Here is a 25786-nt window from a genome sequence, read left to right on the forward strand (position 1 = left end):
AACTTGACTTCACAAGCCATTTAGTGTTCCTGTCAAATAATGTAACAAGTTAATTTGTCATCAGGAGTGGGTGTAACCGTACATTAAAGAGGGGATTTTCTCGCCTTAATTAAGTCAAATGGTTAATATTCATTAGAAGTATAGTCTGTTACAGTGCAAGATCACTAACAATAGTGAAAATTAACACTTTTGCCGAAACAAGCAAAGATGTAGGGTGCGCTTGGCTGCATTTTATTACAGCGAAGCGCACCCTGCGAGCTAATGACTAATCACTAATGACTAACTTGCCAAATATTCATCCATACAGGCTTTAGACTTACGTAGTTTAGTTAAAGCTTCTCTTTCAATTTGCCGTACTCGTTCGCGGCTAATGTTGAGAATTTCACCTATTCTTGCCAAAGTTAAAGCCTGTCCATCCATTAATCCAAAACGGAGTTTAATCACCTCTCTTTGTTGAGGGGTAAGTTGCTCCATGAGGCGATCTAGGTCGTAAGATAGGGAGGATTGCATGACAAAATCTTCTGGAGAAGCACCGGGGTCTTCTAGCATTTCTCCTAATTCAGTGTCGTAGTTATCTCCTAAGCGCAAGTCTAAAGATAAGGGTAAGCGTGCTTTTTCTAGGTATTCTCGTACCTGCTTAGGTGTTAATTCTAATTCACTGGCTAGCTCAGATGCGGTGGGAGCGCGTCCTAATCTTTGAGATAGGTGGCGTTGCGCTTTTTTAATTTTGTTAAGCTTCTCGGTGATGTGAATTGGTAGGCGGATAGTACGCGCTTTTTCTGCGATCGCACGGGTGATAGCTTGGCGAATCCACCAATAGGCATAGGTAGAAAATCTATAACCTTTAGTGGGGTCAAATTTTTCTACACCCCGTTGCATCCCAATACTGCCTTCTTGGATTAAGTCCAGTAAATCGACATTGCGTTTAATGTACTTTTTGGCAACGGATACCACAAGCCGCAAATTAGCTTCCACCATTTTGCGTTTAGCAATTTCGCCTTCTGCGATGACTTCGTTTAATTGTGCCGTGTCTAACTCTGCCGCTTTTGCCCACTCTTCTAAGCTCGGCTCATAACCTAACTTATTGAACAGTTCCTCACGCACCTCCTGCAATGTGGATGAACGCTGTACCTGTTTACCATAAAAAATTTCTTCCTCGTGGGTTAAGAGTGGTACACGGCCAATCTCACGCAGGTAAGTCCGCACGAGGTCTGTGGCTGTCTGAGCGGTCTTCATGGCGCTACTCTTTGGTAATGTTGGACTTGTTGGTAGGGTCATCAACTGATAGATGCTCTTTGCCTGTGCTACCCAGTCAAGCTGGGCTGTTTGTTATCTGTTGAAATTTATACAACCGATGAATCTCGGCTGTTATATCAATCTAAGTAGGTCTTTAACTGCTAGAAATTACAGTTATTTCCTAGGCTGCACAAGTATCTAGGGTTAGATAAAAGGTAGCGAGACGAAGTTTTTTGTATCTAAATATTTGTTAACAATTGTAACATTTATGAGAGGCTTTGGTGTACTGAGTAATCATAAATTTTTGAAGTCATGAAGATTTAGTAAATCAATCCATCTCAGTGTACTATGTACTATTAGAATAGTACACTAAATGCAAATACACATCCCACTCATAATTAATAAATGTTCGTGATATTGTCTGTTTTAGGTCTTGCACACCAGTTATTCTCCTTAAGCAACTAAATGCACTGAATTCCTTTGACTCTTACTGGTTGGTGAAGTTTCCGCAGAGAATGATCACTTCCTCATATTTGTTAAAATATCTCAATGAAAACCATAATTATTTTTCTATAATAATTACTTAATTTTCCTTGTAAATACTGCTTTGTGTAGATTCCATATGGGTACTGGGGATTGGGGACTGGGGTATGGGTAAAATCTCCCTCCCCTACACCCCTATACCCCTAGCTACAGATTTGAGCAGTAGTCTTGAATGACTTTTACGTCTAAAGTCGTATTTTGCATGGAACGGATTGCCGCAACGGTAGCTTTAGCCCCGGCGATAGTGGTGATGATGGGGATTTTGTAGGCTAAACCTGTGCGGCGGATTAATCTAGCATCGGTTTGGGCTTCTTCTCCAGAAGGAGTGTTAATAATCAGTTGGATTTTCTGATTTTTGATGGCATCGATGACGTGGGGACGACCTTCATGCAGTTTCAGCACTAACTCGACATCCACACCATGCTCCTTTAAGACTTGGCGTGTACCAGAGGTAGCCATCACCTGGAAGCCTAAATCAATAAATTCTTTCACGACAGGAACGGCGGCGGATTTATCGCGATCGCTCATGGAGACAAACACAGTTCCCGTTAGTGGTAAACGCTCTCCAGCACCTAATTCTGCTTTGGCAAAGGCGCGACCAAAATCGCTATCTATGCCCATTACCTCACCAGTGGAGCGCATCTCTGGGCCTAATATTGTATCAGTTCCAGGGAATTTATTAAAGGGTAACACGGCTTCTTTGACTGCAATGTGCTTGGGGATGACTTCTTGGGTGAAATTCAGTTCTTCTAAGGTTTTCCCCGACATAATTAAGGATGCTAACTTCGCTAAGGGTACACCTGTTGCTTTTGAGACAAAGGGAACTGTCCGAGAAGCACGGGGGTTAGCTTCCAGAATATATACTTGGGGCGAATAACTACTAGCACCAATGACGGCAAACTGAATATTCATCAATCCAATTACAGACAAGGCTTGTGCTAGTTCTACCGTCCAAGTGCGGATTTGATTGAGAACGGCTGGTGGGAGGGAGATTGAAGGCAGAGAACAAGCTGAGTCTCCTGAGTGGATACCCGCTTGCTCAATGTGTTCCATGATGCCACCAATCACTACTCGTCCGGTGTGATCGGCGATCGCATCTACATCAACTTCAATGGCGTTTTCCAAAAACTTATCAATTAAAATTGGATGTTCTGGCTCGACCTGTACCGCAAAGGTCATATAACGTTCCAATTCTGTATCAGAGTAGACGATTTCCATCGCCCTACCACCCAACACGTAACTAGGACGTACTACCACCGGGTAGCCAATGCGTTTAGCCACAATGAGCGCGTCTTCATAACTCCGCGCAATTCCATTTGGCGGTTGAGCAATATTTAACTGTTTGAGAATCTTCTCAAATCGTTCCCGGTTTTCAGCCCTGTCAATAGAATCGGGTGATGTTCCCCAAATTTTGGTGACTGAGGATGGGGAAATTTCCGCCGTCTCTAGCTGTTGCAAATATTCTTGCAATGGTAAAGCTAGTTTTAGTGGTGTTTGTCCACCAAACTGAACGATGATCCCGACAGGATTTTCAGCTTCGATGATGTTAAGTACATCTTCTTTCGTTAATGGTTCAAAGTAGAGGCGATCGCTAGTATCGTAATCGGTGGATACTGTCTCTGGGTTTGAGTTGACCATAATCGTCTCATAGCCTGCACCCTTCAAGGCATAGGCGGCGTGACAACAACAATAGTCAAACTCAATTCCTTGGCCGATGCGGTTGGGGCCGCCTCCCAAAATCATCACTTTGGGCTTGGTGGCTGGGATAACCTCGTCTTCTTCTTCGTAGGTTGAGTAGTAATAAGGTGTAAAGGCTTCAAACTCAGCTGCGCAGGTATCGACAGTTTTGTAAACGGGTGTGATACCTAATTGTTTGCGGTAGGTGCGAACTTCATCTTCGGTGGTTTTGGTAGCAAAGGCAATTTGGCGATCGCTATATCCGTCGCGTTTAATTTCATACATTTGCTCCTTTGTCAACTGTTTTAGAGGTGTGCGTTTAAGGAATTTTTCCACCTCTAAAAGTTGCTGCATTTTATCTAAGAACCAAGGGTCAATCCCAGTAAGTTCGTAGATTTCTTCACTGCTAATCCCCAATTGCAAAGCATGGCGCACTGCAAAAATGCGATCGGGGTTGGGTGTGCGTAACTGGGCGCGAATTTGTTCGCCACTGGGCAATTTTTCTGCTTTGTCACAACCCCAACCCGCGCGGCCGGTTTCGAGAGAACGCAGGGCTTTTTGGAAGGATTCGTTAAAAGTCCGCCCAATAGCCATTGCTTCCCCGACAGATTTCATTTGGGTGGTCAGGACGGGTTCTGAACCGGGGAATTTTTCAAAGGCGAAGCGGGGGACTTTGGTAACAACGTAATCAATAGTTGGTTCAAAGGAAGCTGGGGTTTTCTTGGTGATGTCGTTTTTAATTTCATCCAAGGTGTAACCGACAGCCAACTTGGCCGCCATCTTCGCGATGGGAAAACCAGTAGCTTTGGAAGACAAGGCGGAACTGCGAGAAACGCGGGGGTTCATTTCAATGACGACGACATCCCCATCCACTGGGTTAACGGCAAATTGGATATTAGAACCGCCAGTTTCTACGCCAATTTCACGGATGATTTTAATCGCCATGTCCCGCAGCCGTTGATATTCTTTATCGGTGAGGGTTTGGGCTGGTGCAACGGTGATGGAATCGCCTGTGTGAATCCCCATCGGGTCGATATTTTCGATGGAACAGATAATCACAACGTTATCTGCAAGGTCGCGCATCACTTCCAATTCATATTCTTTCCAGCCGAGGAGGGACTGGTCAATGAGAATTTGGGAAACGGGACTCGCATCAATCCCGACTTGTGCCATTTCCTCAAATTCTTCTTGGTTGTAGGCGATACCGCCACCCGTACCACCCATTGTAAAAGCTGGACGAATAATTAAAGGGTAAGTGCCGATTTTACGCGCGATCGCTTTTGATTCTTCTAAGGATGAGGCTGTACCACTGGGACAAACACTCACCCCAATCTTTGCCATTGCTTCGTTGAATAATTTCCGGTCTTCGGCTTTTTCAATCGCCTCTAACTTCGCGCCAATTAATTCAACATTATATTGATCTAACACACCATTTTTCGCCAGGGTGACAGCTATGTTGAGGGCTGTTTGTCCACCCATCGTTGGTAGTAGAGCATCTGGACGTTCTTTCTCGATGACTTTTGCGACTATTTCTGGTGTTAGAGGTTCAATGTAAGTGCGATCGGCTGTTTCCGGGTCGGTCATGATTGTAGCTGGGTTGGAGTTGACCAACACCACTTCATAACCTTCTTCTCGCAATGCTTTACAGGCTTGAGTGCCAGAATAGTCGAATTCACAGGCTTGGCCAATCACAATTGGGCCAGATCCTAATAACAGTATCTTCTGGATGTCTTGACGGCGGGGCATAGTCGTTGGGTTGGAGTACGAGAATACAAAGTCCTGATTATTTTAAGGTTCTTTCTCTCTACTAGTGTTGTTTATTATTAAGTTTTCTAGGTTCGGTGACACAGGAGGGTAAACCGGGATGCTCCCCAATACTGCCAGGGTTAGCGCAGTGTGGGGTTTCCTTCCATCAACCCAATCTACAATCTTTTTGCATCCCTTTAATCCCCCTAATAGATTACAGGCGATGATAAATTGCGAGCCACTTGCTATAAGTCGGGAAGTCCGCCCAAAGCAGTGGCTTGGCTTTGAAACCTGGTCGGTAGGTTTCAAAGCCTTAATTTTCTATTAGTCCACCTGCGTGGACTTCCCTACGGGATATATTCGCCCAAAACTTTTCCAACATTCTCTGAGACTTGAGAACCCCTTTTTCTCAAAGAAACGGAGGTTCTTGGCTTTGAATAATGATTTATGAATGCTTTTTTAGTCAAGATTAATTTTTATTCTGTCTTTATACTAATTAAAGCAAATTTCGGAATTAAGTTAATTCAAAATTATTCTCAATAATCAAAGTTAGCGTCAGAGCGATCGCTAGTTTAATCTAATATTTTTTAACATCAAAACTAGGTTTTTAGATATATGCGACTAGAAAATAAATCCAGTTCAAAAAGTGCAAATACTTATTAAATAGAATATTGCTAATATTTTGCAATTGTTTCATGTTAATAACCATAATAAAAAAGGCAGAAAGTATTGATACTTTCTGCCTTTTTTCATATTCTTGTAAAACGTAGTCCTGTAAGATTACCTTCTGTCTATAGATGACTAGAGGTAAATTATCTCAACATTAATTCTGGGCAGGTTGAACAAAACCCAAGGTTAAGCTATCTTTAGCCAAGAAGTGAGCTATATGATAAGCTCTTTCCTCAGTTTTTAACAGAATCTTTTCGTACATATAGCGTGTACCACGATCGCCCAAACTCTCTGCTTGAGCAGCTTGGCGGCGAATAACGTTGATGATAGACTGTTCTGCTGCTAGGTCATTTTCTAACATCTTGCGAGAAGAATAGACACCATCAGATTCTTGCTCAAAACAGGTTAATTCTGCCAACTTGCTGAAAGTAGCTGCTGGTACACCACCTAATCCATTTAATCGTTCACCTATTTCATGGATGTGGTCTTGAACTTGATTATAGCTGTCATTAAAAAATTCATGCAGTGAGTAAAATTCTGCACCTTCCACTACAAAATGATGCTTTTGATACTGCACGTACAATGCTTGAAAGCTAGCTAAAACAACGTTTAATCCTTCAGTAACTGGAGCAGTTACGCTGCGATCTAGTAAGACTGGATTGTCGTAAACTTGACCAAAATTTTGCAATAAAGTTTGCGTATCAGCCATTATTCTCCTCTCTTTTAAACAGTCAAAGTTTGTAACCGTTTATTTCCTACATATTAACATCATAAAAATAAAATCCGCCTCTATCAATAGCATATATTTGGGAATTTTCTGTCGCTAAAATTTCCAAGCTAATTATCTTCTTGAAATAGATATACATACCTTAATTAAGATTTAATTAACGCTGTTTAGCTATTAAGCGATGTATTCAGATTTTTTGGTATTTAAGCTATCTATAGACAAGCAAAGGATTATATCTCTAGTCAGTGATATGTTTTATACAACCCAGAACCCCGCTTTCTTGAAGAAAGCGGGGTTCTTATAGGCGTAAATTCTCATCCCTAGAACCGATTGGCTATCTAGTGTGATTATTTTCACTTTTCATATGTATCTACATAAATCTGGAAAAATTTAGGCAGTTTCTCTGGAATCACTATGCTAGGCGAGTGTCACTATTGGTTTTAGTGGAGAATTATTACAGAATTTTTATTTTTTTTAGCAAGATAACTGAGAATTGTTTGCACTTAGGTTATTCTAAATAAAAGAGGCTGCACCTTCAAAAATTTTAAATATGGGGAGTAGCTGTACTATATTTATTGCAATTTACTTGCACTTTGAGGGCTATTCACTTGAAATCATTTCTTTCACAAATCGAGCAAACTTACGTTGTAGAAGTGAATTGGCTAGACCGTTGGCAGATTTATCAACGTTTGCAAGAGCTAGATATTCCCTGTTGGTGTGAGGCTAGCCAACCATTGAAAGTTAAAATTAGCTCTCCTGTCGCTGCTATTCAGCTTTGGAGTGTAATTAGACAGTTCACAGCTTCTCGCCAAGATTTAATTTCGACTCTAAAACGAAGTTGCTAAAGCCCGTAATGGCTGTTGTGACCGACTCTACCAAATGGATCAAGTTTAAAGTTAGTTAAAAAAGGGTAAAAGAATATGAGTGTATGTCAAAGCAAAGAAGTATCACAATTTTGTCTTGAAGGTAAATTTATTGAATTTGTAATTAAGGATGGTTATAAGCTCAAAGGCTTGTTACTAGGTACTTATGACGGTGAATATTATATTAAACTCGCTAAAAATTTAAGGTATGCTTTTGACTTGCGTTTGCAGCCAGGGACTTGGTTACAAGTAGTTGGGGAAAAAAAGTGCGATCGCAAAGGTGGTAAAGTTGCATTCAAAGCTGAACGTGTTATGGCCGCTACAGGTAACACCTCTGCAACAACCCAGCCACAACCGCCTAAGACAAAAGCCACAATTTTGATGTGTCAAAAGTCTGATTGCATGAAACGTGGTGGTAAAACTCTTTGCCAAGCCCTAGAAGCAGCGTTGAGCGATCGCGGACTCGAAGACCAAGTTACTATTAAAGCAACTGGTTGTATGAAAAACTGCAAAGCTGGGCCGAACATAGTCATGCCAGATAAAACTCGCTACAGCCGCATTCAAGCCGATCAAGTCCCATTATTAATGGATAAGCACTTTGCTCGTCATAATCGAGAAGAACAGCACCCAGCAATATCTCAACCAAATTTAAATGAAGCTTTTGCTAAAGTATCAGCAATTTAATGATAAATTCTTTTAAGAGGTATTTAGTGTGTTCTCTTAATACTTGGCTTTAATTTTTGCAAAAAATTAGTAATAGGTATAATTTGCTATTTGTAGCAGTGTGACCATTACCCCCAAGATCATTTGTAGAGACGTTGCAATGCAACGTCTCTACTAGTGAAATAATTAAAAATCTTGGAAGTAGAACCGATAAAACTAAGTACCGCTTTGCGGGTGGAAATTTAAACGCAGAGGGTAAAAGAAGTAGGCAGAGAGTTCGCTACGAATCAATGAAATACTGTACTAAGCTATATAGAATCAAGGTAGCGACGCAGTTGACTACTGAAACTATCAATTACCGTCACAACCACCAACAGCACCAGCATCATGGTTGTGGCTTTGTTATACTCGAAGCCATCAATATAACTTTTCAACTGAAACCCGATACCACCTGCACCGACTACACCCAACACTGAAGCAGCACGAATATTGTACTCAAACATCCATAATGTGTAGCCTAAACCCAGGGGTAAGACTTGCGGTAAAATCCCATACTGGGCAATTTGCACTCTGGATGCTCCCATCACTTGCAAAGATTCTAAGGAGCGATGATCAACCGCTTCAATTGCTTGTTGGTAAAACTTAGCTAGGTAGCCGATAGTATAGATTCCCAAAGCTAATGTACCTGCGGGTGCGCCTAAGCCTGTAGCAGCTACAAAAATTAAGCCCAAAATAATTGAAGGGACAGAACGGACGGCATTTTGCAGCAAATTCGCCAACCACTGTAACCAACGAGGTGCGACATTATTGGCACTAGCTATAGCAATAGGTACAGAAATAATTGCACCAATGGTAGTTCCCCATAGAGACATCTGCACAGTTTCAATCAATGCTTTAACTGCTATATCAATAACTGCGGGATCGGGGGGAAATAATCGGGAGATGAAATCGGTAATGTAAGGCCAACTAGAACGCAACAATTCAAAATCAACCTTCAGACCCTGCAACGCCCAACCATAGACTATCACCAGAATTAATAAAATGAGTAATGGTTTCACCCAAGGGTAGCGACGAAGGAGTTTTGAATTTAACAAGTAACTCATGGTTGATACTTAACTGTTTACGCTCTCAAATAACTCAAAACTCACGAGAAAGTAATCGGCAGACGAGCAATTTGTGGTGATTGCCCTTACTCACTGAGAAACTTGAGCAAATTTTTCTTGTAAATTATCGCACATTCCGTCATAGACGATGCGCCCTGCATCTAAAACGATCGCACGCTGGGCATATTTCGCTGCTATACCCAAATCATGCAAAACTGTCACAATTGTCATTCCTTGCTGGGTATGCAGTTCTGATAAAGTATCCATCACCTGCTGACAGGCAATCACATCTAATCCAGTGATGGGTTCATCAGCTAAGAGAATTTGCGGTGATTGAATCAAAGCACGAGCAATCGCCACTCTTTGTTGCTGTCCCCCACTCAGGTTGCTAGTTTTTTGGTAGGCTAGCTCTCTTAAACCCAATTGTTCTAGTAACTCTAGTGCTAATAAGCGATCGCGTTTCGGAAAACCAAACAAAGTTTGCCAAGTTGTTCTGACACCAAGTCTTCCACTCACCACATTTTCCATCGCTGATAACTGGGGAATTAATCCGCCGCCTTGAAACAACATCCCCACATCACGGCGAACTTTGGACAATGTAAGGGGTATTACCTCCATTCCATTGATACGAATACCACCTTGTGCTAATGGTACTAACCCGACCAGAGATCGCAGTAAGGTAGACTTACCAGCACCATTGAGTCCTAATAAAACAACAAACTCACCCTGCTTAATTTGGCAGTTAACCCCATTCAGGATAGGACGATTGAGAGATGCAGCATAAGCCGTCTCTAGGTTGTAACAATCTATTACACAATCACTCATCCTCACCCTCACGCAGTTTCACTTAACAATCTTTGTAGAGATGCGATTCATCGCGCCTCTACAAACATATATTCCACATAATTACGGAGCAATACCAATACGCGTCAGAGCATCACGCACTGGTGCTAAATGGCGATTATGATCAACTCTAACTAGTTCTGTAGAGTTGTATAAGTTGCGTAGCAATTGATTATTTTGGGTCTGATTTAACTTCAATAGAGCATTGATGATTCTTTCTCTATCGACTGCATTGACATCATCATCGATAGCGATACCGTGAGCAGGTACACCAGAAATTTTGTGTAGTACCCGTAACTTGCTTTTTTCTTCGGCGTTTATGTAGGGAGGGAAGAGAGCATATTCTGATACTACAGCCACATCAGCCTGACCACGTACAACGGCTTGTAAAGCTCTGCTGTAATTACCACCGTAAGAAATTTGGCTAAAGAAACCATCCATGCGATCGCGGTTGGGGACAAATCCTTGTTTCACCAACTCACTTACGGGGAAAATAAACCCTGAGCCAGAGGTAGGAGACGTAAACGCCATCTTCTTACCCCGCAATTGTTCCAAGGTCGCTTTAGGGGTATTTTTACTTTTTAGAGGGCTATTATTGGGAACTACAAATATTGAATTATAGGTGTATCTGCCTGAATAGTTTTCGCGGACTTCGGCTAAGTATAACCGAGCATTCGCTAATTGTTCTGCTTTCAGTGCTGGACGGCTACTGAGGAAAGCTACATCAGCGCGATTTGCTCTCAAAGCTTCTACCGCCGCCGTATCATCACCTATCTGTGCTTTGACAGGAATTCCCAATTCTTTGGATAAGAATGAGGCTACAGCATTAGCTTTACTTTGCAAGTCTGTAGAATCAGAACGGCTAGGAAAAACTACTGTTAATTGCTTTTGCTTCAGTGCTAGTAAGTTTGGTACTGGTTGATTAGAAATTGAATTAGCAGTAGTCGCCTGCATTACTCCAAAAGTGCTGACGGCTAAACCTGTCAACGCCATAAATACCGCCCCAGCACCCAACAAGCCCTTTTTGCTCACACTCATCTCTAACTCTCCATTAATAACTATTTGCAAAAATACTGCAAATTAATATCAACTATCCCGATTAAAGAATCTAGAGGTTTTAGAAATAAAAGTCAATAGTTATAGAGTGTACACATATAAAAATGAATCACGCAGTTAGTAACATACCAATAATCTAGTTAGGTGTCAGATTAATTACAAGATATTGCTGGAGCGATCGCATTTTACCAACTTGAGTTATTTATTGAATTTTACATAATTCTGAATTTTCAAATGTCAAAGAATCTAGATTGGCCTTACATAGCCTTTTTCGCGGTGAGTATGGTTGTCATGATTTTTCTGTTTCGTCATAACTGGAATCGTCTAGCCAAACTCTACCGCACCCATGAACCACCAAACTTTTCTCGGATGGAACGCGGTTCTGTCGGTTGGGTGTACTACAAAAGCACTTTAAATGTTGGTGTCACTTCTAAAGGGATTTATTTGAGTGTGTTTCCCTTATTTAGTTTTGGATCTCCACCGTTGTTAATTCCTTGGAGTGCGATTCAGAAAATTGAGTCTGCTAATGGTTTGTTTGTAGACCGTTTTCGGTTGTATTTATGTGAGCCTAAAGTTAAGATAATTATTAGGAAAGAGATTTTAGAACCAGCGAAGGAATATTTAGCAGCCCAGGGTTTTTCGCGATAATTCAAGATGACTATTAATTTGCTAGGGAAGATTGTAATAACTGACGCATAGCTTGAGCTTGTAAATGATTAGGGAAAATTATCAAAAATTCGTTGAGGTCTTGAATTGCGTCACGTTTACTCTTTAAGGAAGCACTATGAGATAACGCGTAACGATACAACTCTTCTGCTGGGTTAGTATATTCAACAGCTAAATAGTAGATGGCTAAATTAAATGTATTACACCAGTTTTTAGCATCTTGTTCGTAACCCTGTTTAGCAAGCTTAATGGCAAGTGCTAAGTCAGCGTGTGCTTGATCTTTTTGGTGAAGAGCCGTATATGCTAAAGCACGGATATATAAATACCAATCGTTGTTTAAATCTAAATTTATAGCGATATTAAAATCTTGGATTACTTCTTCATAACGCTGCATTAGTAGATAAGTTTTATCTCTATCTTTGATAAAATAACTATTAACTACGCGTTAATCGTTTCGGATTTAGAAAGATTTATAGCACTTCTCGTTTGTATGCAATACACTCTAACCTCTCTCCTACAAGGCTACCGTGTACACACAAGTCTAATAACCTAGCCCTACAACGTTTTGATACCCCTAAATCCCCCTTAAAAAGGGGGACTTTGAATCTATTCCCCCCTTTTTTAAGGGGGGTTAGGGGGGATCAAACCACATTTTGCACCCAGCACAAAGATGTGTGTACACCGTAGCCTACAAGGAGAGAGGCTTTGAGCTTTACTCCCCTTCCCTTGTAGGGAAGGGGTTGGGGGTTAGGTCTGTATTAGACTCAACTGCAAACCGCTATAATTCTAAGTCTTTACTAAAATGAAAGACTTAGAAACTCGACTGTTTAGAAAATTCAAGTTTGCTTTTGTTCCTCAGCTACGTAATAACCGATATTATCTCCAGCGATCGCTTTTCACCCACAACTATGTAGTTCTGAACACGGCATTTTTCACTGGAAATAAAAACATTCTCGGACGAAATAGAAACATCCTCACTTAAAACGAAAAGGTTCTCCTTTGAAATAGAAATATTCTCACTTAAAACACCAAAATTAAAGCTCTGAACTTGGAGTTTTTCACTTGAAACAGAAACACCCAAGCTCAGAAGCTCAAATTTTTAAGTTTTTGGTAAAAACTTCCAGTTAATTTCTCAACTTATGAGGCTTGCGGTTGCACTTTTTTAGATTTACGGGCAAATCTCCGCCCTAAATCATCAACCATTGACAGTTTTAATCTTCATCTGATTGTACAAATAAAGACTCTAAATCTTGACGACCGCTAACAACTCGAAGAATTTTGACCCCATTATCAATGACTTGGTAGAAAATTATATATCCATCTAGGGGCAAGCCACGCAATTTTGGTCTAATATGAGCATAACTACGCCCCATATTGGGGAATTGTGTTAATTTTTGGCATTTATTACTAAATTCTTGAAATAGTTTTTCCCCTAAGTCCACATTTCTAGGGAGAAAGTAGTCAGCAATTTCATTTAAGTCACGACTGGCTGATGGGGCAATAATATAGTGGCTCATTTCTCAGACTCACGGGCTTTTTGGAATCTTTCGAGTATCTGCATTACTACAGTTTCCCCATCCAAACCTTCCCCTCTTTCAATTTCTGCGATCGCCACATCAACTTTTTGCCGAGTATCTTCCAGCCACAAAGCATACTCGGAATTTAATTTTGCTAGCAAATGAAAGGCTATATCAATCACCTCATCTGCATTTGTAAATTTACCACTAGCAATTTGAGCTTGGATAAATTTTTCGTGTTCTGGTTTAAGTTGGATGTTCATGATATATGGGAAGTAGGGAATGGGGAGTGAGAAGTAGAGGGTGTAGGAGACAAAAGCGAAAACTCCCCCAACCTCTTAATCTACATTCTTACACCTGTAACTTATTCCCCAGTATCTAAAGCTAAACTCTATTTTTGGGGTATGACTGCGATACAGTCAATTTCGACTAACACATCCTTTGGTAAGCGCGATACTTCTACACAAGCGCGAGCGGGAGCTGTGGCTTCATCAAAATACTGGGCATAAACTGCATTCACAGTAGCAAAATCATTCATATCAGCTAAAAATACCGATGTCTTAACAACATCAGCAAAGCTTGCGCCACCTGCTGTTAAGATGGCTTGCAAATTTGCCATTACTTGTTGTGTTTGTTGTTTGACATCCCCTGCACCCACAATTTCCCCACTGCTAGGGTTGAGGGGAATTTGTCCAGCCACAAATAGCATTTGACCAGAAACTGCGATCGCTTGATTATAAGGCCCTACTGGTGCAGGTGCTTGCTCAGTACGAATAACTTGTTTAGTCATATTTCCTCTGCGGTGCGTTACTCAAAACTCAATCGGGGACGAATCCCATGATGTCGATAACGCCAATAATCCCGCAAAATGCGATCGTGGTCAAAACATAAGTTACTTGGTACACGCCAAGGCTCAAAAATCCCCACATTCTTCGCATCATCCCCAGCTTTGGGTTCTCCTGTGGCGGTTGCTAAAAACACAATGCTAATCGTATGCTGACGCGGGTCACGCTTGGGGTCAGAATACACCAAAAATTGCTCAATTAATTCTATCTGTAACCCTATTTCTTCCTCAGCTTCCCGCCGCGCCGCCACTTCTACAGGTTCGCCATAATCTACAAATCCCCCAGGAATTGCCCAACCCAAAGGCTCGTTGTGTCGCTCAATTAAAATAATTGGTCGATGAGGTCTGTCTATTAATTCAATAATGATATCTACCGTAGGCGCAGGATTTTTGTAAGTCATAATCAATAGTCAATAGTCATTAGTTTTTCTTCTCTACTACCCAAGCACCATTCCCAGGAGTTCTTTCATTTTGAATTTTGAATTTTGAATTGAAATCCCAACCAAAAGATAGCTTTCCAAGCTGACCTCAGCGTGATAAATTCGATGGGATCGCTTCCTCCTATATTTCACGTTAAATATGCCTTTTCCTAGATCCAGTGGCATTTTGTTGCATCCTACCTCTTTCCCTAGTCGATTTGGCATGGGGGATTTGGGCTTAGAAGCCTATAAGTTTATTGATTTTCTTAGAGAAAGTTACCAGCAATACTGGCAAGTTTTACCTTTGGGGCCTACTGGGTATGGCAATTCTCCTTATGCTTCCTATTCGGCAATGGCGGGTAATCACTTACTGATTAACCCAGAACAATTACAAGAACAGGGTTTATTAGCTGAGGAGGACTTTGCTAATCTACCAGAATTTGATCCTAATCAAGTAGATTACGACCGAGTTATCCCCATCAAAGTTAGGTTACTAAAAACAGCCTGCAACAATTTTCAAGCCAAAGCCACACCTTTACAAAAAAAAGAATTTGCCGGGTTCTGCGATAGTAAGGCTTATTGGTTGGATGATTATGCTCTCTTCATGTCCCTCAAGGATGCCCACAACGGCACAAGTTGGCATACTTGGAAGCCGGAACTGGTGAAGCGCGAACCAGCAATGATGGAGATGGCTAGACAACAGCTAAAATCTGAGATTTTTTACTATAAGTTTGTCCAATTTGAATTTTTCCGCCAGTGGTCAGAACTAAAAAATTACGCCAATATGAGCGGAATTCAAATTATTGGCGATATTCCCATCTATGTAGCTCAAGATAGTGCTGATGTGTGGGCGCATCCCGATATCTTTTGTTTGGATGAGGAAACTATGCAACCTGCACTAATGGCGGGAGTTCCACCCGATTACTTTAGTGCAACTGGTCAATTATGGGGCAACCCGGTTTATAACTGGGAGGAGTTGCAAAAACAAAACTTTAAATGGTGGTTGGGTCGCTTTGAGGCGATGCTGGATTATATAGATGTGATTCGCATTGACCACTTCCGAGGCTTTGAAGCTTTTTGGGCTGTCCCGCAAGGGGAAGAAACAGCTATGAATGGTGAGTGGATGAAAGCACCAGGTGAAGAGTTGTTTGATGTGATTAAACAGAACTTGGGTAAATTACCTGTGTTAGCTGAAGATTTGGGTGTCATTACACCAGAAGTTGAGGCGTTGCGGGATAAATATGAGTTTCCCGGTATGAAGGTGTTACATTTTGCCTTTGGTTCTGATCCCGGCAATCCGTTTTTACCTTTTAATTATGGGCGTAATTTCGTCGTTTATACCGGCACTCACGACAATGACACAACTGTCGGCTGGTTTAATGCAGCCAATGACTACGAAAAAGAAAACCTGTTGCTTTATTTAGGTTGTGTCAGTCCTGAAGGGATTCACTGGGATTTAATTAGATTGGCTTTAAGTTCCATCGCCAATCAAGCCATTATGCCGTTGCAGGATATTTTGGGTTTGGGAACTGAAGCGCGAATGAATTTTCCCAGCACGGCTGAGGGTAATTGGCAGTGGCGTTATCAATCGGCAGCTTTAAGATCAGAATTAGGCGATCGCCTCAAAAATCTTACTAAACTCTACGGACGCGCCCCTCAAGGGAAATAAAGGAAAAGAGGAAAAGAGGAAGTCGGGGAGATTTTCCCGCTTCTTCCTCTGGGTTTCATGATTCAGGTTTAACCGCAGCAATTTTAATTTCTTCCTCCTTGCCAAATTCCCCCATTTGCTTGGCAGCTTGCTGATTCACACTCATCAGTACACCACCAGCATTATTAGTTCTTACTGTCAACTGTTCTTGAGCCTTCCAAACACGATGTGCGCCCTCTGGTAACACTCCTTCAAACTCGGTTTTGCCATCAGCTATTACCCGAATCCACGAGGATGCTTGTAAGGTTACGCCAATCTGGACTGATTGACTATCTTTGTTAACTGTTAGGCGATCGCTGACTGGTAGAGTTTTAGACTGTTGAGATTGAGTCTGGGGTGTTGTGACGAGAGTTTCTTGATTGTTTTGTTTAGGATCTCTACCATTTGCTCTCAAGGCAGCATTATTTAATACATGAGACAAGCTGCTAACAGAGGAGATAATCAGGAATATATAGAGTAAATAAAGATGTATGGGGCGCAATAAGCCCATCGATATTGATTGGTTTGGATTCACCTGCGGAGTATTCACAGTTTGAAAATTCACAGGAAATTGACTGGCGAATTCCCCGCCTTTAAAACCCAGCGCATCCGCAAATTGTCTAATTAAGCCTTGAATATAGATGGGTTCTGGCAAATCATCTATATTACCTTCTTCAATCGCCTGTAGAAGTCGCCGAGGAATTTTAGTTAATCCTACCATTTCCTCTAAAGATAGACCCTTTTCTTGACGCGAAGCCCACAACTGCGCCCCCATTTCTGTGAGTTTTTCGACTCTTTGTTGTTCTATAGAGAGTTGTGGTTGCTCATTATTTTTTCTCTTTAGCCATTTCATGTCTTTTTACGCTCCTTACCTCAGCTGAATCTTTAATAGGTATGTGCTTTATCTGATTTTGCAGACAGCGAATTTCGTCATCTTGGAGAACACGATATTGACCTTCTTTTACCAGGGGTGCTTTTGACGTTTGTAATTGAATATGACCGATCGCGCTTCGATGTAGCTTTACTACTGGATAGCCCAATTGTTCTGCTACACGGCGAATTTGGCGGTTTCGTCCCTCCTTGAGAACAACTTCTAAATGACTGTTATCAGCCAGCTTTTCTAGGAAATTTACCTCGGCTGGGCGGGTAATTTTCCCGTCTAACAGCACACCCCTACGCCACTTTTCCAGTACCGCTTCCGAGGGATGACCTTTAACTACAACTTGATAGGTCTTAGGAATACTGTGACGGGGATGGGTTAGCTTAAATGTCAATTCTCCATCATTAGTGAGTATTAATGCTCCTGAAGAATATACATCTAGGCGGCCAACGGGATGAATACCAGTACCCTGTCGTAATTTTTCAGGTAATAAATCGATGACTGTCTTTCTACCTTGGGGATCGTGACAGGTGGAAACGACTCCTAGGGGTTTGTTGAGTAGGACATAAACTAGCGGTGGACGATACTGCGCCGATATTAGCTGACCGTCAACTGTAATCCTATCCTTTTGGGGGTCAACTTTTTGTCCTATTTGTGCAAATACACCATTGATCCGCACCCGCGATCGCCGAATCATTTCTTCGGCTTCTCGGCGTGAGGCTACACCCAATTCAGCAAGAACCTTTTGTAACCTGGTTTCCATGTAGAAATTACGGGTAACAATTTAATGTTTTAGATAATAAATAATCATCATATTGGCATTTTGTATGATGTAGCCATAAATGGTACAGTTAATGCTTGTTTCAGTTGAGTTGATACTAAGCAAATACCCATTTATGAGAGTGGTTAAATGCCAGAACCAAATCCCCAAACCAGACACTTCCACAAAATCCACATTATTACGAACGTCCTCAAGACAGCACTGAAGCTATGGTTAAGGGCGCAAGTTAGCCAAGTCTCTCAGCTAGAAGTGGAAATCAAAGCAAGCGATCGCCAGCTGCTTTCCGGCTGCATCCCTTGGGTTTCCATATTGGCCAATCATTCTGTATATCAAGGTCTCCATATTACCCACATTAAACTAGCAGCAGAGAATATTCAAATCAACATAGGCCAAATACTGAAAGGCCAGCCTTTGCAACTGCTACACGTAGTACCAGTAGTTGGCGAATTGATCATAGAGGAGAAGGATCTAAATGCTTCCCTCTCATCTGAACTATTATCAACTGCTTTAAATGATTTACTGGTTAAACTTTTACCAGAATTTTGTCCAAAATCCAAGTCTATTGTGTGGCAAAAGATTATTCTAGACAATCAACAACTCACACTCAATGCAATCCTAGCATCTACAGGTGAACCTATACCCCTCAAAATTAGCTTCTCCTTAAAATTGCTGAGTGGACAAGAGTTGCAACTATCTCACATTCAAGTCACACAAGACGCGATGGTCTACGACCGACCGTCGGTCATCACTCTCTTAGAAAGTAACGATAATTACAATTTTCATCTTGGCTCAGATGTCAATCTTCAAGAACTTACTCTGATCCCCGGTAAATTAGTTTGTCACGGACAAGTTAACGTTAATCCGTGACAGGTGACAGGTGACAGGTGACAGGTGACAGGTGACAGGTGACAGGTGACAGGTGACAGAGGACAAGAGAGCAGGGGATTAGGTAACAAAAAGTCCAACTAAGTAAGTATTTTCAGTATATCTTAATTACGAATTACCCAGCAGTGGCAAAATGAGGGTGACAAAATAGTAGACCAAAGGAGCTGTGAAGATATAGCTATCAGTACGGTCTAAAATCCCCCCATGTCCGGGGATTAATTGTCCTGAATCTTTCACACCAGCATCACGCTTGAGCATGGATTCCGTAAGATCGCCTAAAAGGCTAGCAAGGCCAATCAGTAAACCTAGGGTAATACCTGTGACGAAAAATTGCGGTAATTGTAAATAATAAGACCCAGTGAGGGCTACACCCAGACTAGCACTGATCCCAAAGACAGCACCTTCAACGGTTTTCTTAGGGCTGATATCAGACAGACGAGTTTTACCAAAAAATCTACCGATAGTGTATGCGCCAATATCCGCAGCCCAAATACACAAGAAAGTTAACACCGTGATTGTTAGCCCTTTTGGTAGAGAAGCAAAATTGTTCTCTCCGAAAATATCTGTCCATGTTCCTGGCCAATAACCATCTAGAGGTAAATTACTGATAGCTGCGCTGTCAATTGTACGTAAACGCACCCAATAGCTAGGTAAATACCCTACATAAAATAGCCCCATAATCGAAGCCGAAACATCTGCGATTGTGGCCATTTTTGGCTGAAACAGCAAGTAAAAACAAATAAATGTGCCAGCGATGGGCATGACAGCATCAGCTAAAGTACCATCAATTTTAGAAACTACTAGCAAAACTAGACTCAGAAATAGAGTAGTTTTAGCAGCTGGTAAAATACCTCTGGTTCGCACTAAATCAAAATATTCCTGTTGTCCCAAAAAAACCACAACAGCGAGCATGATAGTAAAGTACCAACCCCCCAACAGGACAGCACCCAAAGCAAGAGCGATCGCAACAATTCCACTAATAATCCGAGACCAAGGCATAGAAGTATTTAATATTGGGATTGGGGGACAGGGGACAGGGGACAGGTGACAGAGGACAGAGTACAAGAAAGCAGGGGAAATAGGGGGAGAAAAATACAATACCCAATACCCAATCCCCGATCCCCAATCTCTAGTCTAGTTTCTCACCACTGAGGATAAAAATGGGATCAACTGCGGCAAAGGTTTGAGAAAAGCCTCGCCTCTCTAAACGGTTAACCGCAGACTGCACAACTTCAATGTTTCTGGCTTGTAACTGCGAGAAACTCTGAGAAATCGCATATAAACTTTCCAGATTAGCAGCTGTGGCTATCACTCTTCCGGATGATGGTAAATAATTCCACACAGCTTGCAAAATATCTTGGATTGCTCGCCCTCCCTCAATACAAACACGGTGGGGAGTAACTTTGATCTCATGTAAACATTCTGGCGCACTACCTTCAATCACTTCTACATTTTTGACCCCAAAGCGATCGCAGTTACGCTTAATTAAGTTGGCAACTTCTTCATCCCGTTCTACAGCAATAATCTGCCCCTTTGGACACAATAGTCCCACTTCTACGGGAATTGTTCCTGTACCCGCACCAATATCCCACAATATAGAATCAGGTTCTAGCCGCAACTGCGAAATTATCAACAACCTAATTTCTCGCTGACTAAAGGGGATTCCTGGTAAATGCTCGAACAGTTCATCAGGAATGCCAGGAGTAACATAAGGCCAAAGTTGGGAGGGCATAGGAATACACAATTATACTAGGACAAGGAAGATAAGGGACACAAGAGACACAAGGGACACAAGAGACACAAGGGAAAAGTTTTTACCTAATGTCCAACCCCCGATTCCCACTCATTACTCAGCATTTATTACTCATTACTCACCACTCATTACTCAGCACTCAGCACTCAGCACTCATATGATTGGGGAAACATTCAACGCTCGCTACGAGATTCAACAACAGCTAGGCAAAAAAGCCGGGCGACGGACGCTACTAGCTAGGGATTTAGTTACTAGTGAATTAGTAGTTGTCAAATTGCTAGCTTTTAGCAGTGATTTTGAATGGGATGATCTCAAACTCTTTGAGCGTGAGGCGGAAACTCTCAAATCTTTGTCACATCCCTTGATTCCAAGATATGTTGACTATTTTGAGGTTAATTCGCCAAACATCAAAGGTTTTGCCCTAGTACAGAGTTATATCCCAGCCCTCACTTTAGAGCAATACTTACAAAGTGGCAGAACGTTTAACGAAACAGAAGTTAAACAAGTAGCTAAGGCAGTTTTAGAAATACTTATATATCTACATCGATTGCATCCCCCAGTGATCCATCGTGATATTAAGCCTAGCAATATTTTATTAGGGGAGCGTTCTGGTAATAGTGTTGGTCAGGTTTATCTGGTAGATTTTGGCTCAGTACAGACTGTCTTAGCTACAGAAGGCGGTACAAGAACTGTAGTTGGCACTTATGGCTATATGCCACCTGAGCAATTTGGCGGACGCACTGTTACTTCATCTGACCTTTATAGCTTAGGTGCAACGTTAATTTACCTAGTCACAGGTAGTCATCCTGCTGATTTACCCCAAAAGGATTTTCGGATTCAGTTTGAATCTGTAGCTCATCTCAGTCCAGGTTTAACACGCTGGTTGAAGTTGATGACTGAACCTAACTTAGAACGGCGGTTCAGTTCAGCGAGTGTTGCCCTGCAAGCTTTAGACGAGTCACAAGCACCTACAAATATTAATAGTTTAGTTATTACTCAACCAGCTGGTAGTAAAATTCGGCTGACTAAGAATTGGGAGACGTTAGAAATTCTCATTCCTCCCTTGGGTTTTCAGCCATCAATGGTGTTTACAGGATTATTTGCGATCGCCTGGAATTCTTTTATTCTATTTTGGACAATTGGCGCACTCTCAGCCCCTTTTCCCATCAATCTCCCCTTTGCCTTATTTTCATTGCCTTTTTGGGGTGCTGGCGGCTTTATGGTTTATATTTTTCTCTTCACTTTATTTGGCAATATTCAACTACGTTTAAATAGTAAACAAATTAACTTGACCTATGAATTGTTTGGCTTTAAATTCCATCGTCCCCGACCTTCGCCAAGAGAAAGTATTACCAAGCTAGTTTACATACCAAAGCATTTAACTAGAGATTCTAGCGGCGATAAAACTCAAGTATCTCCACAATTAGAGATTTGGGCTGGAGTCCAAAAATATCAACTTGGTGATACTACCGTCATTCAATCAGAAGCAGAACTAGAATGGTTAGCCCATGAATTAAGTGATTGGCTTGGTATCCCTATTCAGCGAGACTAAACAAGAACCAATTTTTGCTCATGCAATTAAACTTTTGTCCATTTCAAATATTTATTTCAATTTAGATGATATATTTACCATTAAATAAGTAGGAAATCAAAAATATTATATAGGTATAAAAATGGAAACCACAACCACAAGGCAAGCCCTAATTAATTTAATTCAAAAGCATCTAAATATCACATCTGAAAGCACACTAGAAAAAGTTTTAGAACTGCTAGAGGATGAAGAAGATATTAGAGATGCTCGTGTTGAAATAGCAGATGCAAGAATTCACGGTACTATATCTTGGGATGAATACAAAAAAGAAATAGCGTGACTTACCAAATTGAATTTACCGAGGGTGCTAATAAACAATTAAAGAAATTACCCAGCGATATTAAAGAACGCATCGACTTAAGAATTCAAGAATTAGCCATAGACCCAAGTTCCCACGGGGTTAAAAAATTGGCGGATGAAGACTATTTATATCGTATTCGAGTGGGTGATTATAGAGTAATTTATCAAATACTTGATACTATCTTATTAGTGACTGTGATTAAAGTAAAACATCGTAGTCATGTTTATAAAGATTAGTCTTGATACAAATTAGTTAATTAAACATAGTTTAGAGGTACTATATATGTTTGGACTAGGATGGCCGGAAGTAGTTATCATCGCTGTTGTAGCTATTGTAATTTTTGGCCCCAAGAAAATTCCCGAATTGGGAAACGCACTCGGTAAAACCCTACGAGGTTTTAAGGAGGAGCTAAAAACTCCTAACGAAGATACCAACCCAGAATACGAAGAAAAATAGAAATTTCAAATTGGCAACTCAGCAACAGTCAATAGTGGAGATGCGACTGTTCACATCTCTACTATTAACTACAGCAAAGTATTAATAACAGAATTTGATGCTATCCCATTTTGGTTATCGATCATGGTGGTGTGAGTATTTTGTTGTTGAATCTCTTCTGTGACTACACCGCGTAGCTTGATGAGTTTAATAGCACGGGTGACACTCTCTGGCAGAATTACTACTAAACCTTTTTCCGGGGCCATATCCAAGCCTTTGTTAATTGCTTGGGTTTCATCCAAAATTGATTCATAACGGGCATCTGGTTTAACTTGGGTAATGCCTTTGGTAATCAAATCGGCGGCTGATCCCCTTGCTCGTCCCCTGGTATCGTCGTCTTCTTTAACAATGATGTAGTCAAAAATCTCGGCTGCTAGTTTGCCTAATGTGACAAAATCTTCGTCACGGCGATCGCCTGGCCCACCGACTATGCCAATCCGTTGTCCTGTCGTCCAGTTGCGGACAAAAGAACCCAAGGCTTCATAACTGGCTGGGTTATGGGCATAGTCTATCAAGGCGTGATAGTTGCCTAAATTAAATAAATTCATCCGTCCTGGTGTTTGACTCACCGAAGCACGAAAGGTTTTTAACCCGGCGCGAATTTGTTCAATAGATACGTTCTGCACAAAAGCTGCCAAACTTGCAGCTAAGGCATTGGCAATCATAAACGGCGCACGTCCTCCCATTGTTAAGGGGATATTTTCTGCCCTTTCGATGCGATGTGTCCAGTCGCCTTTAACAATCGACAGGTAGCTATTTTCATAAACTGCGGCTACTCCTCCCTTCTGGATGTGCTGGCGCACTAGTTCTGAGTCGGGATTCATGGTGAAGTAAGCAATATTGGCTTTGGTTTTTTCTGCCATTGCAGCCACGCGGCGATCGTCGGCGTTAAGTACCACGTAACCATCAGGAAATACCGCTTCTGCCACTACACTCTTGAGGTTGGCTAGCTGGTCAATGGTGTCTATGTCGCCTATACCTAAATGATCGGCCGCAACATTTAACACGACACCCACATTGCTTGATTCAAATCCCAAGCCAGAACGGAGAAGACCTCCGCGAGCTGTTTCTAATACTGCTACTTCTACTGTGGGATCTTGCAAGATGACCTGTGCGCTTTGAGGGCCTGTGTTATCGCCAGATTCTACCAAGTAATCCCCGATATAAGTACCATCAGTAGTTGTATAGCCTACTACTTTACCTGTCTGCTTATAGATATGAGCTAGCAGGCGGGTAGTTGTAGTTTTACCGTTAGTGCCTGTAACACTGAGAATGGGAATGCGGCTGGATTGTTCATTGGGGAACAGCATATCCATAACTGCGCCGGCAACATTGCGGGGAATGCCTTGACTGGGGGCTACGTGCATCCTAAAACCAGGTGCAGCGTTAACTTCCACAACTACGCCATCTAGTTCTCGTAAGGGGCGGCTAATGTCAGAGGTAACGATATCTAGTCCACCGATATCCAAGCCAATAATCTTGACTACCCTTTGCGCTAACCAAATGTTTTCCGGGTGAATTTCATCTGTACGGTCTACTGCAACACCACCTGTACTTAAATTGGCGGTTGCCTTTAAATAACAAATCGTGCCTTTGGGTGGCACGCTGTTGAGGGTGTAACCTTGCCTTTCAAGTAGCTGGTAACTGGTGCGGTCTAGTTCTATTTTGGTAAGGACGTTATCATGTCCATCGCCACGGTTAGGGTCTTGGTTGGTTTCTTCGATTAGTTGGGCAATTGTGGATCTGCCATTACCAATTACATGAGCTGGCACACGTTCGGCGACTGCCACGACCTTACCATCTACCACTAGTACCCTGTGGTCGCGCCCAACATAATACCTCTCTACAATGATTGATCTGGAAACTTGTCTGGCTGCTTCGTAGGCTGCCTCCGCTTCTTCCCAGGTTCTAATATCAATGGTGATACCACGCCCATGATTGCCATCTAGGGGCTTAATCACAATGGGATAACTACCAACCTGTTCAATGGCTTCTTCTAAATCATCCAAGAAATTAATGACTGTACCCCTAGGTACTGGTACACCACACGCAGCTAAGATGCGTTTGGTGGCTTCTTTATCGCAGGCTAATTCTACGCCTAAGATCCCAGTTCTTTGGGTCATTGTGGCTTGCATCCGCTTTTGATTCACGCCGTAGCCAAGTTGAATCAAAAAGCGTGCGCTGAGTTGCATCCAGGGGATACCACGTTTTTCCGCTTCTTTGACAATGGCTTCGGTTGAAGGGCCTAGGGAAGCATCACGCCATAGGTCTTTGAGGTCTTGGATATCTTGCTCTAGTTCTGCCTTGGGGTATCGACCGCGATCTACAATGCTTTGGCACAACCTGACGGCTGCTCTGCCAGCATAGCGTCCCGCTTCCTCGTTTAAATACTCAATTACTACCTGGTAGATTCCAGGTGTGGCGGTTTCACGGGTGCGGCCGAAGCCAACGTGCATTCCTGCTAATTCCTGGAGTTCTAGGGCTACGTGTTCGACAATGTGACCCATCATCGTGCCTTCTCGCACTCTCATTAGAAAGCCACCACGACAGCCAGGTGAGCAGTAGTGACCCTCTAGACTTGGCAGCGCCTCTACCAATCCTTCGTAAAAACCGGGGATTTCATTTGAGGGTGTCTCGGCAAGGTTCTCTAAGTCGAGGCGCATGACGATCAGCTTGTGGCGTCGAATGCTCCAGTAATTTGGGCCGCGTAAGGTCTGGATCTTGAGGATTCTCATGGGAATAGGTAGATGGAGATTCGGAACCAAAATTCTAGTTTCTTACTGGAATTGACCGCTAAACTGTTCGTTATAAACAGTATTTTCTTCTTACATAGTATTTCAA

25 protein-coding genes are annotated in these 25786 nt (G+C 42.0%); 9 read left to right on the forward strand and 16 right to left on the reverse strand.

Going from position 1 to position 25786, the window contains the following annotated elements; genetic code table 11:
* Positions 1 to 279 precede the first annotated feature (279 nt).
* The 3 genes from VB693_RS01015 to VB693_RS01025 form a co-directional block, all read right to left on the reverse strand.
* Positions 280 to 1236, reverse strand: coding sequence for an RNA polymerase sigma factor, RpoD/SigA family (locus VB693_RS01015; protein ID WP_190705237.1), 957 nt, complete (start codon positions 1234 to 1236; stop codon positions 280 to 282).
* A 690-nt stretch (positions 1237 to 1926) separates the two neighbouring features.
* Positions 1927 to 5202, reverse strand: coding sequence for a carbamoyl-phosphate synthase large subunit (gene carB / locus VB693_RS01020; protein ID WP_323264677.1), 3276 nt, complete (start codon positions 5200 to 5202; stop codon positions 1927 to 1929).
* An 823-nt stretch (positions 5203 to 6025) separates the two neighbouring features.
* Positions 6026 to 6580 carry a Dps family protein gene (locus VB693_RS01025; RefSeq protein WP_323264678.1) on the reverse strand — a complete coding sequence of 185 codons (555 nt, stop codon included), beginning with the start codon at positions 6578 to 6580 and terminating at the stop codon, positions 6026 to 6028.
* Between the two features lie 626 nt (positions 6581 to 7206).
* On the opposite strand from VB693_RS01025, the gene VB693_RS01030 reads away from it, so the two are divergent.
* Together VB693_RS01030 and VB693_RS01035 are read left to right on the forward strand one after the other, a co-directional pair.
* Entirely contained in the window at positions 7207 to 7443 is a 237-nt protein-coding gene (locus VB693_RS01030; protein WP_323264679.1) for an Asr1405/Asl0597 family protein, read from the forward strand.
* 75 nt (positions 7444 to 7518) lie between these two features.
* Entirely contained in the window at positions 7519 to 8145 is a 627-nt protein-coding gene (locus VB693_RS01035; protein WP_323264680.1) for a (2Fe-2S) ferredoxin domain-containing protein, read from the forward strand.
* A 287-nt stretch (positions 8146 to 8432) separates the two neighbouring features.
* Here VB693_RS01035 and phnE read toward each other — a convergent pair whose 3' ends face one another.
* From phnE to VB693_RS01050, 3 genes are all read right to left on the reverse strand, one after another.
* A complete protein-coding gene (gene phnE, locus VB693_RS01040; protein ID WP_323264681.1) occupies positions 8433 to 9227 on the reverse strand; it encodes a phosphonate ABC transporter, permease protein PhnE in 795 nt (264 codons plus the stop codon).
* Positions 9228 to 9317: 90 nt separating this feature from the next.
* Positions 9318 to 10052 carry a phosphonate ABC transporter ATP-binding protein gene (locus VB693_RS01045; protein WP_323264682.1) on the reverse strand — a complete coding sequence of 245 codons (735 nt, stop codon included), beginning with the start codon at positions 10050 to 10052 and terminating at the stop codon, positions 9318 to 9320.
* 81 nt (positions 10053 to 10133) lie between these two features.
* Positions 10134 to 11108, reverse strand: coding sequence for a phosphate/phosphite/phosphonate ABC transporter substrate-binding protein (locus tag VB693_RS01050; RefSeq protein ID WP_323264683.1), 975 nt, complete (start codon positions 11106 to 11108; stop codon positions 10134 to 10136).
* 252 nt (positions 11109 to 11360) lie between these two features.
* Between VB693_RS01050 and VB693_RS01055 the strand changes: the two genes are divergently transcribed.
* Entirely contained in the window at positions 11361 to 11774 is a 414-nt protein-coding gene (locus VB693_RS01055; protein ID WP_323264684.1) for a hypothetical protein, read from the forward strand.
* Between the two features lie 13 nt (positions 11775 to 11787).
* Here VB693_RS01055 and VB693_RS01060 read toward each other — a convergent pair whose 3' ends face one another.
* The 5 genes from VB693_RS01060 to VB693_RS01080 form a co-directional block, all read right to left on the reverse strand.
* Complete coding sequence (locus tag VB693_RS01060; protein WP_323264685.1) at positions 11788 to 12186, reverse strand: hypothetical protein; 399 nt, start codon at positions 12184 to 12186, stop codon at positions 11788 to 11790.
* Between the two features lie 817 nt (positions 12187 to 13003).
* A complete protein-coding gene (locus VB693_RS01065) occupies positions 13004 to 13309 on the reverse strand; it encodes a type II toxin-antitoxin system RelE/ParE family toxin (RefSeq protein ID WP_323264686.1) in 306 nt (101 codons plus the stop codon).
* Positions 13306 to 13572, reverse strand: a complete 267-nt coding sequence (locus VB693_RS01070) for a ribbon-helix-helix domain-containing protein (RefSeq protein WP_323264687.1) — start codon at positions 13570 to 13572, stop codon at positions 13306 to 13308. The genes VB693_RS01065 and VB693_RS01070 overlap by 4 nt, the downstream gene beginning before the upstream one ends.
* A 128-nt stretch (positions 13573 to 13700) precedes the next feature.
* Positions 13701 to 14099: a RidA family protein gene (locus VB693_RS01075; RefSeq protein WP_323264688.1), complete on the reverse strand. Its 399-nt coding sequence runs from the start codon at positions 14097 to 14099 to the stop codon at positions 13701 to 13703.
* Between the two features lie 17 nt (positions 14100 to 14116).
* A complete protein-coding gene (locus VB693_RS01080) occupies positions 14117 to 14554 on the reverse strand; it encodes an NUDIX hydrolase (RefSeq protein WP_323264689.1) in 438 nt (145 codons plus the stop codon).
* 178 nt (positions 14555 to 14732) lie between these two features.
* Between VB693_RS01080 and malQ the strand changes: the two genes are divergently transcribed.
* Positions 14733 to 16241 (forward strand): 4-alpha-glucanotransferase, encoded by a 1509-nt coding sequence (gene malQ / locus VB693_RS01085; RefSeq protein ID WP_323264690.1) that lies wholly within the window; start codon positions 14733 to 14735, stop codon positions 16239 to 16241.
* A 55-nt stretch (positions 16242 to 16296) separates the two neighbouring features.
* Here malQ and VB693_RS01090 read toward each other — a convergent pair whose 3' ends face one another.
* Positions 16297 to 17112 carry a helix-turn-helix domain-containing protein gene (locus VB693_RS01090; RefSeq protein ID WP_323264691.1) on the reverse strand — a complete coding sequence of 272 codons (816 nt, stop codon included), beginning with the start codon at positions 17110 to 17112 and terminating at the stop codon, positions 16297 to 16299.
* The gene (locus VB693_RS01095) at positions 17087 to 17902 is read right to left on the reverse strand and encodes a pseudouridine synthase (protein WP_323264692.1); all 816 of its coding nucleotides are present in this window, start codon (positions 17900 to 17902) and stop codon (positions 17087 to 17089) included. The genes VB693_RS01090 and VB693_RS01095 overlap by 26 nt, the downstream gene beginning before the upstream one ends.
* 147 nt (positions 17903 to 18049) lie before the next feature.
* Here VB693_RS01095 and VB693_RS01100 point away from each other — a divergent pair, with 147 nt between their 5' ends.
* The gene (locus VB693_RS01100; protein WP_323264693.1) at positions 18050 to 18787 is read left to right on the forward strand and encodes a DUF2993 domain-containing protein; all 738 of its coding nucleotides are present in this window, start codon (positions 18050 to 18052) and stop codon (positions 18785 to 18787) included.
* Between the two features lie 126 nt (positions 18788 to 18913).
* On the opposite strand, the gene VB693_RS01105 is transcribed toward VB693_RS01100, so the two are convergent.
* A complete protein-coding gene (locus VB693_RS01105) occupies positions 18914 to 19804 on the reverse strand; it encodes a phosphatidate cytidylyltransferase (protein WP_323264694.1) in 891 nt (296 codons plus the stop codon).
* A 130-nt stretch (positions 19805 to 19934) separates the two neighbouring features.
* Positions 19935 to 20537: a precorrin-6Y C5,15-methyltransferase subunit CbiT gene (gene cbiT, locus VB693_RS01110; RefSeq protein WP_323264695.1), complete on the reverse strand. Its 603-nt coding sequence runs from the start codon at positions 20535 to 20537 to the stop codon at positions 19935 to 19937.
* 178 nt (positions 20538 to 20715) lie between these two features.
* Here cbiT and VB693_RS01115 point away from each other — a divergent pair, with 178 nt between their 5' ends.
* The 4 genes from VB693_RS01115 (at position 20716) to tatA (ending at position 22906) form a co-directional block, all read left to right on the forward strand.
* Positions 20716 to 22110 carry a serine/threonine-protein kinase gene (locus tag VB693_RS01115; RefSeq protein WP_323264696.1) on the forward strand — a complete coding sequence of 465 codons (1395 nt, stop codon included), beginning with the start codon at positions 20716 to 20718 and terminating at the stop codon, positions 22108 to 22110.
* Positions 22111 to 22231: 121 nt separating this feature from the next.
* A complete protein-coding gene (locus tag VB693_RS01120) occupies positions 22232 to 22429 on the forward strand; it encodes a hypothetical protein (protein ID WP_190709659.1) in 198 nt (65 codons plus the stop codon).
* On the forward strand, positions 22426 to 22686 hold the full coding sequence (locus VB693_RS01125; RefSeq protein ID WP_323264697.1) for a type II toxin-antitoxin system RelE/ParE family toxin: 261 nt from the start codon (positions 22426 to 22428) through the stop codon (positions 22684 to 22686). Before VB693_RS01120 ends, VB693_RS01125 begins: the two co-directional genes overlap by 4 nt.
* Positions 22687 to 22732: 46 nt before the next feature.
* A complete protein-coding gene (tatA, locus tag VB693_RS01130; protein WP_190709655.1) occupies positions 22733 to 22906 on the forward strand; it encodes a twin-arginine translocase TatA/TatE family subunit in 174 nt (57 codons plus the stop codon).
* A gap of 68 nt (positions 22907 to 22974) precedes the next feature.
* Here the strand turns inward: tatA and cphA are convergent, their stop codons facing one another.
* On the reverse strand, positions 22975 to 25680 hold the full coding sequence (gene cphA / locus VB693_RS01135) for a cyanophycin synthetase (RefSeq protein WP_323264819.1): 2706 nt from the start codon (positions 25678 to 25680) through the stop codon (positions 22975 to 22977).
* Positions 25681 to 25786 lie beyond the last annotated feature (106 nt).

This window comes from Anabaena sp. UHCC 0399, from assembly GCF_034931465.1.
Classification (GTDB): domain Bacteria; phylum Cyanobacteriota; class Cyanobacteriia; order Cyanobacteriales; family Nostocaceae; genus Trichormus; species Trichormus minutissimus.